The organism is Algoriphagus pacificus (genome assembly GCF_017254845.1).
Lineage (GTDB): Bacteria > Bacteroidota > Bacteroidia > Cytophagales > Cyclobacteriaceae > Algoriphagus > Algoriphagus pacificus.
Genome location: NZ_JAFKCU010000006.1, coordinates 102,796 through 116,399, shown reverse-complemented (window position 1 = coordinate 116,399; position 13,604 = coordinate 102,796). Strand labels below are relative to the sequence as shown.

Genomic DNA, 13,604 nt, shown 5'->3' with positions numbered 1-13,604 from the left:
TTTATGAAAATCGCAGTAGTAGGTACCGGCTACGTTGGGTTGGTATCGGGAGCATGTTTTGCAGATGTGGGTATAGAGGTTACCTGTGTGGACATTGACCAAAAAAAGATCGAAAAATTAAAAAACGGCATCATGCCGATTTATGAACCGGGATTAGAGGAAATCGTAGTTCGAAATTACAAAAGTGGAAGACTACATTTCAGCACCGATTTAGGAGAAGCAATTCAGGGAGCTTCTGTGGCCTTTATCGCTGTAGGTACACCTCCAGGTGAAGATGGTTCTGCAGACTTAAAATATGTTTTGGCAGTGGCAGATGAAATCGGTCAGAAAATGACTGATTACATCGTGGTTGCTACCAAAAGTACTGTTCCGGTTACCACAGGTGAGAAAGTAAGAGGAGCCATCAAATCTGCATTGGAAAAAAGAGGTTCAGACCTTCCATTTGCTGTAGCTTCAAACCCTGAATTTTTAAAAGAAGGAGCTGCAGTTGAAGACTTCTTGAAGCCAGATAGAATTGTAATCGGAATTGATGATTCCCGTGCAGAAGAAATCATGAAAAGATTGTATAAGCCTTTCCAATTGAGTGGTGAAAGAATCATTTACATGGATATTCCATCAGCTGAGATGACTAAGTATGCTGCAAATGCAATGCTGGCAACCAAAATTTCTTTTATGAATGATATTGCCAACCTATGCGAAAAAGTAGGTGCTGATGCAAATATGGTCAGAAAAGGAATCGGGTCAGATCCTAGAATCGGAAACAAATTTATTTACCCAGGTGTAGGCTATGGAGGATCTTGTTTTCCAAAGGATGTAAAAGCCATCATTAAGACAGCCAAACAGTATGGCTATGACCTTCGGGTTCTTCAAGCTGTAGAGGATGTAAACGATGATCAAAAACATGTTCTGGCTAATAAGGTAAAAGCTCATTTTGGTGAAGATCTTTCAGGAAAGACTTTTGCCATGTGGGGACTTAGCTTTAAACCAAACACAGATGATATGCGTGAAGCACCCGCAGCTGTAATTATAGATGAATTAAGAGCAGCTGGGGCAACAGTAAGAGCTTATGATCCTGTTGCAATGGAAGAAGCCAAAGAGCACTACATCTTTGATAAGGTCACTTATTGCAAAGATGCTTATGATGCATTAGTGGATGCAGATGCCCTGCTTTTGGTGACTGAATGGTCTGAATTCAGAATTCCTAGTTGGGAAGTAGTTGGGAAGCTGTTGAAAAACAAATTGATTTTTGATGGCCGAAATATCTATGATAAGAAGTATTTAAAAACCTTGGATTTTGAGGTTTATAATATCGGATCTAATTAATTGGAATTGCCCTTGGGATTTATCTCAAGGGCATTCCTATGTCTTGACTGATTTGAAACGATGATTATAGCTGGAGCAGGAGGTCATGGATTGGAAGTTAGATCATGTCTGATCAGCATGGGATTTTCTTCTTCAGACATTTACTTTTTTGATCAGGATAAAACCAAAAAAGAATCATTTGTCTTCTCTGAAAATATAATCGTTGATGAAAAAGAATTAGCTGAAAGATTGAAAAATGACCCGAGATTCACTTTGGGAGTTGGAAATCCGGAATTCAGGAAAAAATTATTTGACTTTTTTATTGATTTGGGAGGATTGTTTGTTCCCTTAACTGGTGATCATATTGTGAATCAAAATGAACTAGAGAAAAGTTTTGATGCACTTTCTTTTGCTTTTGTTGGGCCTATAACAAAAATCGGTAAAGGGGTTTTGATTAATACCCGGGCAAATGTTCATCATGAATGCCAAATTGGCGAGTTCAGTGAAATAGGACCAGGTGCTATTCTGCTTGGAAATGTCAAAATTGGAAAGAACTGTAGAATAGGTGCAGGGGCAGTTTTATTGCCAGGAATACAAATCGGAAACAATGTGATAGTAGGAGCTGGCTCAGTGGTGACCAAAAATTTTCCAGATCAAGTTAAGCTAATTGGTGTTCCGGCAATTCCTTTTGAAATTGAAAAAGCAGAATGACTCTTAAAAAGAAAACCTTAAACGGTCTTTTCTGGAGTTTTACACAGCAATTTTCGGTTCAGGGGAGTAGTATTCTCGTCTCAATTATTCTTGCAAGAATTCTACTGCCTTCTGATTTTGGATTGATTGGGATGCTTTCTGTCTTCATTGCTTTGGGAAATAGTCTTATAGATAGTGGACTTACATCCAGTTTGATCAGAACTGTGGATGCCGATCAAACTGATTTCTCTACAGTGTTTTTTTTAAATTTAATGGGTAGCCTCATTGTTTACACTGCAATGTTTTTTTCAGCTCCTCTGATTTCGAATTTTTTCGAGCAACCCTTATTAATCGATATCATAAGAGTCTATTGTTTGAGTTTTATAATTTCAGCTTTCTCAGGAGTACAGAGAACCCGGATGACAAAGCAAATGGATTTTAAAACCCAGCTAAAAATTGTTCTGCCTTCTGTAATTATTTCTGGTTTGGTGGGGATTGTTTTGGCCTACCAAGATTTTGGGGTTTGGGCTTTGGTTTATATGACCTTGACTCAACATTTATTTGCTGCATTTCAGTTTTGGTTTCATTCTAATTGGAAACCATCCTGGGTTTTCAGTATGAGTAAGTTGAAATATCATTTTGAATTTGGATATAAAATCACACTCTCAGGAATTTTGAATTCTGTATTCTCCAACATTTATAATGTAGCTATTGGAAAATATTTTAGTGTGGCAGAATTAGGATATTATACCCGAGCTGACTCCTTGAAGCAAATACCAGTACAAAATATTTCTACTAGCTTGTCGAAAGTTACTTTTCCAATGTTTTCGGAAATCCAGGATGATAACGAACGCTTAAAAAATATTTACAAAAGGTTGATGCAACAGGTTTTGTTTTGGTTAATGCCTGTCATGACATTGGCCTCAATTTTAGCTGAACCATTATTTCGTTTTTTGCTTACAGAAAAATGGCTGCCAGCAGTTCCTTTTTTTCAAATACTCTGCTTCATAGGGATTATGTATCCTATTCATTCCTATAATTTGAATATTTTGAAAGTAAAGGGTAGAAGTGACCTCTATCTGAAACTTGAGATTATAAAGAAATCACTAACTACTATTGGTCTTTTTGCAGCTATTAGTTTTGGGATTTTCGGTTTATTATGGGTTCAGGTAATCCTGAATATCCTAGCCTTTTTGATCAATTCACATTACAGTGGCAGGCTGATAGGGTATGCAACCTTGCATCAGATTAAAGATATTATTCCGATTTTTATCATCGGAATAACCATGGCTATTCCTGTATTTATACTTAATGAATATTTACCTTCCAATTCCTCATTTGATCTATTTAGAGTTTTGATCGGAGGGATTTCTGGGATGATTCTGTATTTGCTGATTTCCTTTGTGTTTAAATCAGAGCCATTGATTGATTTTAGAAAACTTGTACTAAAAAGATGATTCCAGTTACAAAACCATATTTACCCCCTTTGGAAGAATATACTCACTATTTGGAGGGTATATGGAAAAGACAATGGTTGACCAATAATGGGCCATTAGTAAATGAATTGGAACTGAAAGTCAGCGACTATTTAGGTTTAAAGAATTTCCTTTTTTTAAATAATGGTACTTTTGCCATTCAGGTAGCATTGAAAGCATTAGGAATTACCGGGGAGGTCATAACCACTCCATTTTCATATGTGGCTACTACCAGCAGTTTGGTCTGGGAAGGATGTAAGCCTGTTTTTGTGGATATTCATCCAGAAACCTTCAATATAGATCCAGAGAAGATAGAAGCTGCCATCACAGCAGAAACCACTGCTATTCTTGCAACGCATGTATATGGGAATCCTTGTGATGTAGTGAAAATTGATGCTATCGCAAAAAAGCATAGCCTGAAAGTGATTTACGATGGAGCACATTGCTTCGGCGTTAAATACAAAGGAAAATCAATTTTCGAATATGGAGATGTAAGTACCGCGAGCTTTCATGCTACTAAATTATTCCATACCGTGGAAGGGGGAGGAGTTTTTACTAACAATAAGGAACTTCATAAAAAAATGGCCCTCATGAGAAATTTTGGGCATGATGGACCTGAAGTTTTTAGTGAATTAGGGGTAAATGGCAAAAACTCCGAATTTCATGCGGCAATTGGATTGGTTAATTTGAAGAAAGTTGAAGCTATTATTCAGAAGCGAAAGCAGCTGAGCATCAATTATGATCAAAAACTTGGAGATATTAAGCTTCAAAAGCCGAAGATTGATCGTAGTGTTGAATTCAATTATGGATATTATCCTGTTTTGTTTGAGGATGAAAAAGCTGCGATTACATGTATGACAAGGTTAAATAGATCTCAAATTTTCCCAAGGAGATATTTCTACCCTAGCTTAGTCCACCTTCCATATATTCAAGAAGATGCTTTGCCTATTTCCGAGGATATTTCCAAGAGAGTATTATGCTTGCCTCTATATTATGAGCTATCCTTTGAAGAGGTTGACTTAATCTGTAGAATCATAAATTCTGTTTATTCTTAATAATCAAATCAGTCATCTAGCGATTTTGAATTCAGTTTTGATTTTTTCCGGGCAGAACCCAAGAGCAGTTATTGCCTTTTGTAGATTTTGTAATGCTGAAAAAATCCCATTCCATATTGTTGCGAATGGTACTCAAGACACGATTTATCTAAGTGAATATAAAGGTAATTTGATCGGAGTTAGGAAGGAAAATGTGTTGGAAATAGAGGAAGTGATCTCATTTGCGAATGAAGCTAGAAACGCAAATGGAGATGTACTAATTCTACCTTCCTCAGAATACCTTAACAGATTTCTTTTACTGCATCAAAGTCAACTTGAAAAAGAAAACATAAAAATTGGATTATGTTCTTCTGAAACTTATGAGTTAATATCTGATAAATACGCTTTTGGACAGCTATGTGAAAAAGCCAGAATAAAAATTCCACAGGAATATTCAGAGGTTCCAGATAAGTTTCCATTTGTAGTAAAACCAAAAAAATATGCTCAGGATTTAACCAAGGTGAATGAAAAACCTTTGTTAATAACAAATGCAGAAGACTTAAACCAATTAGCTAAAATTGAGGATATAGAGAATTATTATTTCCAAGAATTCATAGAAGGAAGAAGTATTTATTTACTCTACTATATTTTTAAGGATGGCTCTTACAAGGTATATTCGCAAGAAAATTTTATTCAGCAAGCTGAAGGCGCTTCAATGATCCTTTCAAAATCCGGGGAGTTTCATAAAGACAAAATCGCTGAAAAATTTGCTAATTTATTTGTAGAATCAGGCTTTTTTGGATTAGTGATGGTTGAGCTAAAATTGAATTCTTCAGGCTTTACTATGATAGAAGCGAATCCAAGACTTTGGGGACCATCTCAATTGATTTTAGATGCACAGATGGATCTTTTTCATTGTTTTGCAGTTGAAAACCAACTTTTGGCGGAAAAATTGCCAGCAGAATATTTACCAGAAACGTATTATTATTGGTCAGGAGGCATCGTAAGTGATCAAAAGAATTCTAAAGAAATTACGTTTCATAATTTTAGTGAAGGAGAATTTATTCGTGAATTTTCAAAATTTGCCTGCAAGGATATTTATCAAAAAGAAGATACAATTAATATTTATTTGAATGAGATTAGCTGAAAAGGAGTTGGTTGAGCTGTATAAGCAAAATAGTAAGCATTCCAATTATCAGATTATACCAAAAGCTTTAAAAGAAATTTTGGATGAGGGGGATATTTCACAGGCTATCGCGAGATACGAACAACAGAGATTTGACTGGTTAAAAACCCAATTGGATTTTCAAGGCAAGCATGTTTTGGATATTGGAGGAAACACTGGTTTCTTCACTTTCGAATCTTTAGACGAAGGAGCTAATAAAGTAACTTATGTAGAGGGAAATGCCAATCATGCCTCATTCGTAAAAAAAGGTTCGGAAATCCTAAATAAAAACATCGAAGTGTTGAACAAATACTTCGATTTTAAATCTGATTTAGAGGACCAAAAATTCGATATCGTTTTACTTTTTAATGTCATCCATCATTTAGGAGATGATTTTGGAGACAGTTCTTGCACGATGGAAGAAGCCAAAGAATTGATGAAAACATCAATCAACTATTTCGAGAGCAAAACAGATTATCTTGTTTTACAGTTGGGTTTTTGCTGGAAAGGTGATCGAAACCTATTGCTTTTTGAAAATGGCACCAAGCAGGAAATGATTGATTTCGTACAAGATGCTATCAAGGGCAAATGGGAAATAACTCAAATTGGAATTGCTGAAGAGCATGAAGGTATTACCAGCTATCAATTAGCAAATGAGAGCAATCTAGAACGCTCAGATGCAATGGGTGAATTCAGAAATAGACCTATCTTCATTTTGAAATCACTCTCTTAAATGGGAAAAGTATCATTGGTTTCAATTTCTTGTCTTACTTTCAATCATGCTCCTTATTTGAGGAAATGCTTTGATAGTTTTCTGGCCCAAAAGACAGATTTTGAAATTGAAATTCTTGTTCATGACGACGCCTCAACTGATGGGACCCAGGAGATAATACAAGAGTATACGGAGAAATACCCGGGTATTTTTAAACCCATTATTCAAAAGGAAAATCAGTATTCTCAGGGTGTCAGGGGAATTGCCGTCAGATATAATTTTGCCAGAAGTAAAGGGAAATACATCGCGACATGTGAAGGAGATGATTATTGGACAGATCCTTTGAAACTTCAAAAACAGGTTGATTTTTTAGAGGATAACCCCAATTATTCCATGTGCTGTACAAATTATTCAGAAATAAACAGCGCTGGAGAAATAATTAAAGAAAAGGGTTGGGGTTCTACTAAATCTGCCAAAACAATAACTCAGGAAGTCATCTTCAAAAAATATAAGCCGAAAATTCTAACCTCTGTATTTAGGAAAGAAAGTGTGGATTTTGAGTTCCCAAAAGAGTTTTTTGAGTCTTTCAACGCAGATAATTTTATGTGCGCCTTGGCATCTAATTATGGACCTATCGCATATCTAAACATCATCACGGGTCATTATAGAGTGCATAATCAGGGGATTTGGTCTGGGAAGTCTAAAATCCGACAGTTTGAGATGCAATTAGAAACCTTCCTAAAGATGAAAAATGTTTTTCTCAAAAAGGAGCAGCAATTGGCCATCGAAAACAGGATTTATCATATCAGAAGAAAACTTTCTAGGCTATATATTCTAAATAAGGATTTTGGAAAAAGTTTTTCTTTGATTCACCAACTGAGTAAAACCAATAAAATCGATTCTGCAAAAGTGTTTTTCGGCAATCTTATTTCCATAGTCCGATAATTTTCGCATGAAACTATATTCTCTTTTTGTAAAAGCTGCAACAGCTGCTTTGGAATTTCAAGCTGAAAATGGAAGTTTGCCAGCAGGTAATAATGGTCCCTACTTGGATTCTGAGACTCCTGTCAGAAATACTTCACATTGGTTAATCACATTTCTGAAGGCATATCAAATTTCGGAAGAAGACAAATTCCTAAATGCTGCAAAGAATTGTATCGCTTACCTACATTCTCAAACTTCAAGACCAATGAATGCCACATTTTGGCATAGAAAGAATCCAAAAAAAGATTTTTCAAACGGATTAATGGGACAGGCTTGGACTATGGAAGCTTTGCTTTATGCTCATGAAGTTTTAAAAGATGAAAAAAGTCTAAACTTGGCAATTGAAGTTTTCAAACTTCATCCTTATGATAAAAAGCTTTCTGCATGGAAAACAGTTAATGTTGACGGTAGCATAAGAGGTTTTGATACCACATTCAATCATCAACTCTGGTTTGCAGCAATCGGTGCCAAACTGTCTAAATATGGTGATAAAAGTATTCAAGAATCAACTAGCCATTTTATCAATCATATAGAAAATAACATGGATATCTATCCAGATGGGGTGATTAAACATTCCCCGATTTTCTATCAAAAGGCAGGAACAAAAAGTCGATTAAGAGCGAAAATTAAGGAGCTGAGGACCCCAAAAGCCCAAAAAGAAAAGCTTTATTCAAAATCTGTCGGTTACCATGGATTTAATTTATATGCTTTGGGCTTAATTAAAGATACTTATCCTGAGCTTGGATTTTTTAATTCCCAGAAATTTCTTGCCATGATGAAAGTGGTGAATACGGAAGATTTTCATAAAAAATTAGAAGATTCCATTTATGGCTTCCCTTATAATCCTCCAGGAATAGAATTAGCCTTTGCACAGCAACAGTTTGGTGAAAAGAGCAAAATTCCCGGATTACTTTCTAAGCAGTTTGAAAAATCATTCGATACAGCTAAGTCCACTTTAAATAAAGCCAATCCTTACGATCTGAATACAGCTGCTGCTAGATTCTATGAGCTTTATAGCTTAGATGACATCGATTTCGAATTCAATGGATGATATATTGATTAGCATTATCATTCCAACTTATAAAGACTGGGATTCTTTGAGATTAACCCTGGATGCAATCCAGAATCAAAAAAAAATTGATCCTAGCTTAATTGAAGTATTGGTAGTCGACAATGATCCAGACTCTGTATTTCCTGAGGATTTTACCTTAAGCCAGAACATCAAGATTCTAAAAGAATTAAAAAAAGGAGCTTATGCTTCCCGGAATAAGGGATTAAAAGTTGCCAAAGGGAAGATTATAGTTTTTACAGATTCCGATTGTATTCCTGAACCCAACTGGCTCGAAAATGGAGTGAGATTACTTCAAGATGGAGCAGATATGGTGGGAGGAAAGATGATTTTTTTTAAATCTCCGGAAGGTGATGAAGAAACATATCTCTTTGAAAAAATATTTTCATTTAATCAAAAGCGAAATGTGCTCCAAAATCAACAAAGCATTACCGCTAATCTATTTGTAACCTCAGAGGTAGTCCAATCTGTTGGCGAATTTGAAGAGAATTTATTGTCAGGAGGGGATTTTCTTTGGACCAAAAAAGCAACTTCCCAAGGATTTAAATTAGTTTACGGAGAAGATGTAGTTGTAAATCACCCCGCAAGACTCCACTTTGAATCTTTGATCAAAAAAAAGAAACGGACGAGTGGAGGCATGTATTTCAAATTTTTTAAAGGCTTTTCGTTTTTCAAAAAACTGAAATTTACTCTTCATATTCTTCGACCACCAATTACAATTTTTACTTTTCCCAAACTTACTTTTTCTCAAAAGCTAAAGCTTTTTAGGATGCGTTGGTATCTAGAATGGGTAGGAGTGAAAGAATTATTGAAGCTTACATTGACTAAGAAGCAAGCGGAAAGAAGTTAATGTTCAGTGTAGTAATTCCTATTTATAATAAAAAGCCACACCTAGAGAGATCTATTAATTCCGTCTTAAATCAATCATATCAAGATTTTGAATTGATTTTAGTTGATGATGGATCTACAGATGGCTCCAAAGAGGCATGTACACAATTTCAAGATCCTCGAATAAGAATATTTTATAGAGACACTCCAGGTCCAGGCGGCTACGCTGCAAGAAATTTGGGAGTTCTTAACTCCAATTTTCAATGGGTTTCATTTTTAGATGCTGATGATAATTGGGAGAAGGATTACTTATTGAATATAAAAAAGGCTATAGATTCATATTCTGAAATCTCGATATTTTCCTCAGGATGGAAAGTGAAGACTTCAAAGGGCGAAGTGAATTGCCCGGCGACAAAGACATTTCCTGAAAATGAAATTGTCAGGATATCACTTTTGGAATTTTTACAACAAAGCATTCAAAATTCCCCAACGATTTGGACTTCTGTTGTAACCGTGAAAAAAGAGCTTTTGGAGAAAGTTGAAATGTTCCCAGCTGGTAAATGCAAAGCTGGAGGAGATATTGATACATGGCTTCGACTTTTACTAAAGTCGAAAGAAATGGTTTTTATCAATAAAATTTTGGCAACTTATCAAACCGAAAGTGTCAACATGGTCACCAAAGTTCAAAAGTCTTTTGAAATAGGCTGTATCATGAAAACAGTCAGGAGTGAATTGAAAGTGAGTACTGATTCTAAACTGAAAGTACTTTTGATGCAATTTTCCAATAAATATCTTTTGGCTTTGATTGCCAAATCAATTCAGGCCGGGAAATTTGATTCTTCTTTTGTAAACTGGCTTTACAGAGAGCCGGATCCTTATAAATATTTGATTGTCAATTTGTTTAAATTCAAACCAGTTAGGTTTTTATATAAAATGTACTTAGATAAGAAAGAACCTTTTTATGGCTAATGAACCTATAGACTTAGCGGATTTGATAAAATACTTTATCAAACAGAAAATGCTCTTTTTAAAGAGTATCCTTCTTTTTATTGCCCTTGGATTACTGATAATATTACTGACCAGAAACCATTACCAATCGACCATTAAATTTATTGCCCAAAGTAATTCTTCCTCTGGCGCATCTGGTCTCATGAAACAACTGGGCGGTTTATCAGGGTTAAATTTGGGTGGGCTTTCTGGTGGTGCAGAGGATGGTTTATCCCCATCAATTTATCAGGAAGTCATTTATAGTTACCCCTTCTTATGGAAATTAAGTAAAGAAGAGATTCAGTTATCTACAGATCCTGGAAATAAAGTAAAAGTTGGAGCATTTGTAGAAACCTACAGAAGACCATCCTTATCCAGCTTAATAAAAAAATATACCATTCGATTGCCTTCCACGCTATCTGGTTCAAATGAGGTTGAACTGGATTTTGTTAATGAGATGCAAGACTCTTCCATTTTTGTAAAAAGAGAATTGGTGCCTGTTTTTAATGAATTCAAAAAAATCCTCACCCTTGAATCTGATCCTAATTCAGGTGCAATTTCATTGGTAGTTGAATCGGTAGACCCAGAGGCATCTGCTCAAATAGCTGCAGAGGTTTTTCAGCTTTTATCTCAATTTGTGATTAAAAATAAAACAGAGAAAGCTGAACAGAACCTTGAATTCGTTCAAAAGCAATACGATGAGGCAAAGAAGAACTTTTATGATACACAGAGCGAATTGGCAAGTTTTAGGGATAGAAATCAAAATTTGAGCTTCTCTACGGGAAGGGCAGCAGAAGAAAGGCTTGTCGCGGAATTTAATATCGCCAGTAATCTATATACCAATCTTGCTGTTCAATTAGACCAGGCAAAAATTAAGGTTCAGGAGGATATTCCTGTCTTGACGGTGATAAATCCTCCAGTTGTCTCTTATCAGACCTCAAAGCCAAACATTCCATTGATCTTAGCTATTTGTGTCTTTTTGGGATTTGTTTCAGGTTTTGTTTGGGCATTGGTGAATTATTTAAAAATCTATCTTTCTTAAATGATAAACGAGATTTCATCTCAGGATTATCTATTTATTTATCTCCGAAAAATTCTCATCGGAATGGTCCTAGTCTATTTAGCTGTGGATTGTTTCAATGGTGTATTGTTGAGAATAGGGATAGGTATAAGTATTTCTCAACTATTTAAAATGGCCATTTTATTTGGGATTTTACTTTATCTCATAAGAAGCAACCTTACCTATTTCCTTTTATCTCTTGCTTTAATTTTGGCTTTTATAGTGCCACCAATTACTCAATCTCTCTCCTCAGGAGAAACAAGTACTGTGGTTGGAAATATCGGATACAATTTAAAATTGCTATTATTTCCAATCTCTTTTTTCTTTTTTGCAAGTCTTCCCAAATATGATTGGGGTCAAAGTCGTCTCTTTAAACTTTTTGCTTGGTTTAATTTCGCATTGATCGCAACCAATATTTTACTGGGTGTCATGGGGATTGGATATTCCCAATATAATGGTCCAGAAGGAGGAATAGGAGGAAGAGGTTTTTTCTTTGCCGGAAATGAGGTGGCGGGAATATTTGTGCTTTTCAGCGCAACTTGCTGGTATTTGATAAGGGATAAATCTTTCCTTTTTAAATCTGCATTCTTCATTTTTCTCCTATTACTAGGGATATTAAACGCTTCAAAAACAGCGATTTTGGGAATTTTGCTAATTATTTCTTTGCTAGAAATTGATTTACAGGTTCCCAAAAAAATATCTTTAGCGCAACTGTTTAAATATCTTCTTATCCCTATCATCATCATTGCAATTCCAGTGGTATTGTACATCGGAATTAAATCCACAGGTTTGATAGATAGGATATCTTTCTTCTATCAGCGAATGGATATTTTGACTTTTATTTTATCAGGAAGAAATCAAATGGTCTTAGGGGCGATGACCTTTTATCCCAACATATATTCTTTTTGGGATTATTTATTAGGTCTAGGAAATCTGGAGTTTCTCGAGCAAATGAGAATTTTCCATGGAGTAGCTCATACCATTGAAATTGATTTTTTTGACCTTTTATTTATGAATGGATTTTTGGGGGTAGTAATAATTTTAGGGTTTTACCTGCTGATTTTAATACGAAGTATTATTCCCTCAGGAAGGGAAGTAACTAAATATATGTGGGCAGTAAACTTGATATTGATACTCATCTCTTTCATGGCAGGACATGTTTTCAATTCAGCCATGCTTGGTATCAGTTTAGGTTTTTTCAATGGACTACCTGTAGCATTTCAAAAAACTTGAAAGTCTATTTGGTTTCCAATATGTACCCTAATTCCAAATACCCTTCATTTGGGGTTTTTGTCAAGAATTTTGAGGAAGCTATAAGAAAGGAAGGGGTCGAAATTGTTGAATCTTCTTTAATCAAAGGAAGAAAAGCAGGATTAGCAAGGATTTGGGCTTATTTGGTGTTTTTTGTTGAGGTAATTTGGAAATCGAATAGAGGGGATTTTGATCTGATTTATGTTCATTACATGCAACATAGTCTGATTCCATTAAATTTTTGGAAGCGTCGCAAAGACAAAAAATTGGTTTTAAATGCACACGGAACGGATATTTTAGGCACAGGTAAACTAGCTTCCAAAATCAGAAGATTCAATTCTAAATTGATTAAATCTGCTGATTTAGTGGTAGTCCCTTCTGAGTTTTTTGTATCAAAAATTAAAAACCTAGGGGTTTCTAAGGAGAAGATTTATATATCTCCTTCAGGGGGAATTAATGATCAGGTCTTTTATCCTATTCTTCCTAAAAAGACTGATTCAGGAAAGATTGGATATTTTGGTCGCTTGGATCCAGGAAAAGGATTGGAAACGCTTTTAAAGGCATTTATTGAAATTCAAAAAAGTATTTCGTTAAAGCTAGATATTATTGGCGGGGGCAGTTTAGAAAATAGTTTACATTCCTTTTGCCAGGAAAATAATTTGCTTGAATCTGTTCAATTCTTTGGACCTTTGTCACAAGCCAATAGTGCTAAAATAATTAGGAACTGGGACCTTGCTGTTTTCCCATCCCAATTGGAAGAAAGCCTTGGCTTAGTTGGAATAGAAGCCATGGCTTGTGGAGTACCGGTTATTGGTTCAAGGATTGGGGGTATTCCAACATATTTAAGGGATGGAATAAATGGTTTTCTTTTTGAGCAAGGAAATCATAACGAACTGGTAGAGAAAATTGTCGAGTACTATCAATTAGGAGAAGATGAAAGGTCGATAATGGCAGAAAATGCTGTTAAAACTTCACAAGCTTACCGTTCAAATAAAGTCACAAACGAATTAATAGAAAAACTGAAGAGTCTTAATTGATGGCAGATTT

13 protein-coding genes are annotated in these 13,604 nt (G+C 35.3%); all 13 read left to right on the top strand.

Features of this window, described 5'->3' with window-relative positions; translation table 11 throughout:
* The first annotated feature begins 3 nt into the window (after positions 1-3).
* On the top strand, positions 4-1,323 hold the full coding sequence (locus tag J0A69_RS19270; RefSeq protein WP_206588258.1) for a UDP-glucose dehydrogenase family protein: 1,320 nt from the start codon (positions 4-6) through the stop codon (positions 1,321-1,323).
* 60 nt (positions 1,324-1,383) lie between these two features.
* A complete protein-coding gene (locus J0A69_RS19265) occupies positions 1,384-2,013 on the top strand; it encodes an acetyltransferase (protein WP_206588257.1) in 630 nt (209 codons plus the stop codon).
* Entirely contained in the window at positions 2,010-3,449 is a 1,440-nt protein-coding gene (locus J0A69_RS19260; RefSeq protein WP_206588256.1) for a lipopolysaccharide biosynthesis protein, read from the top strand. Before J0A69_RS19265 ends, J0A69_RS19260 begins: the two co-directional genes overlap by 4 nt.
* Entirely contained in the window at positions 3,446-4,522 is a 1,077-nt protein-coding gene (locus J0A69_RS19255) for a DegT/DnrJ/EryC1/StrS family aminotransferase (protein WP_206588255.1), read from the top strand. The genes J0A69_RS19260 and J0A69_RS19255 overlap by 4 nt, the downstream gene beginning before the upstream one ends.
* Positions 4,523-4,718: 196 nt before the next feature.
* Positions 4,719-5,648, top strand: a complete 930-nt coding sequence (locus J0A69_RS19250; RefSeq protein ID WP_206588254.1) for an ATP-grasp domain-containing protein — start codon at positions 4,719-4,721, stop codon at positions 5,646-5,648.
* The gene (locus tag J0A69_RS19245) at positions 5,635-6,399 is read left to right on the top strand and encodes a class I SAM-dependent methyltransferase (RefSeq protein WP_206588253.1); all 765 of its coding nucleotides are present in this window, start codon (positions 5,635-5,637) and stop codon (positions 6,397-6,399) included. Before J0A69_RS19250 ends, J0A69_RS19245 begins: the two co-directional genes overlap by 14 nt.
* The gene (locus J0A69_RS19240; RefSeq protein ID WP_206588252.1) at positions 6,400-7,323 is read left to right on the top strand and encodes a glycosyltransferase; all 924 of its coding nucleotides are present in this window, start codon (positions 6,400-6,402) and stop codon (positions 7,321-7,323) included.
* A gap of 7 nt (positions 7,324-7,330) precedes the next feature.
* Positions 7,331-8,413, top strand: coding sequence for a glycoside hydrolase family protein (locus tag J0A69_RS19235; protein ID WP_206588251.1), 1,083 nt, complete (start codon positions 7,331-7,333; stop codon positions 8,411-8,413).
* Positions 8,406-9,281 (top strand): glycosyltransferase, encoded by an 876-nt coding sequence (locus J0A69_RS19230; RefSeq protein ID WP_206588250.1) that lies wholly within the window; start codon positions 8,406-8,408, stop codon positions 9,279-9,281. The genes J0A69_RS19235 and J0A69_RS19230 overlap by 8 nt, the downstream gene beginning before the upstream one ends.
* Positions 9,281-10,228: a glycosyltransferase family A protein gene (locus J0A69_RS19225; RefSeq protein ID WP_206588249.1), complete on the top strand. Its 948-nt coding sequence runs from the start codon at positions 9,281-9,283 to the stop codon at positions 10,226-10,228. The genes J0A69_RS19230 and J0A69_RS19225 overlap by 1 nt, the downstream gene beginning before the upstream one ends.
* Entirely contained in the window at positions 10,221-11,288 is a 1,068-nt protein-coding gene (locus tag J0A69_RS19220; protein ID WP_206588248.1) for a Wzz/FepE/Etk N-terminal domain-containing protein, read from the top strand. The genes J0A69_RS19225 and J0A69_RS19220 overlap by 8 nt, the downstream gene beginning before the upstream one ends.
* Complete coding sequence (locus J0A69_RS19215) at positions 11,289-12,539, top strand: O-antigen ligase family protein (RefSeq protein ID WP_206588247.1); 1,251 nt, start codon at positions 11,289-11,291, stop codon at positions 12,537-12,539.
* Positions 12,540-12,559: 20 nt separating this feature from the next.
* A complete protein-coding gene (locus tag J0A69_RS19210; protein ID WP_236033034.1) occupies positions 12,560-13,594 on the top strand; it encodes a glycosyltransferase family 4 protein in 1,035 nt (344 codons plus the stop codon).
* The last annotated feature ends 10 nt before the right edge of the window (positions 13,595-13,604 follow it).

Coding starts and splice junctions, on each gene's coding strand:
- J0A69_RS19270 (WP_206588258.1), top strand. CDS start 4: ATGAAAATCGCAGTAGTAGGTACCGGCTACGTTGGGTTGGTATCGGGA.
- J0A69_RS19265 (WP_206588257.1), top strand. CDS start 1,384: ATGATTATAGCTGGAGCAGGAGGTCATGGATTGGAAGTTAGATCATGT.
- J0A69_RS19260 (WP_206588256.1), top strand. CDS start 2,010: ATGACTCTTAAAAAGAAAACCTTAAACGGTCTTTTCTGGAGTTTTACA.
- J0A69_RS19255 (WP_206588255.1), top strand. CDS start 3,446: ATGATTCCAGTTACAAAACCATATTTACCCCCTTTGGAAGAATATACT.
- J0A69_RS19245 (WP_206588253.1), top strand. CDS start 5,635: ATGAGATTAGCTGAAAAGGAGTTGGTTGAGCTGTATAAGCAAAATAGT.
- J0A69_RS19240 (WP_206588252.1), top strand. CDS start 6,400: ATGGGAAAAGTATCATTGGTTTCAATTTCTTGTCTTACTTTCAATCAT.
- J0A69_RS19235 (WP_206588251.1), top strand. CDS start 7,331: ATGAAACTATATTCTCTTTTTGTAAAAGCTGCAACAGCTGCTTTGGAA.
- J0A69_RS19230 (WP_206588250.1), top strand. CDS start 8,406: ATGGATGATATATTGATTAGCATTATCATTCCAACTTATAAAGACTGG.
- J0A69_RS19225 (WP_206588249.1), top strand. CDS start 9,281: ATGTTCAGTGTAGTAATTCCTATTTATAATAAAAAGCCACACCTAGAG.
- J0A69_RS19220 (WP_206588248.1), top strand. CDS start 10,221: ATGGCTAATGAACCTATAGACTTAGCGGATTTGATAAAATACTTTATC.
- J0A69_RS19215 (WP_206588247.1), top strand. CDS start 11,289: ATGATAAACGAGATTTCATCTCAGGATTATCTATTTATTTATCTCCGA.
- J0A69_RS19210 (WP_236033034.1), top strand. CDS start 12,560: ATGTACCCTAATTCCAAATACCCTTCATTTGGGGTTTTTGTCAAGAAT.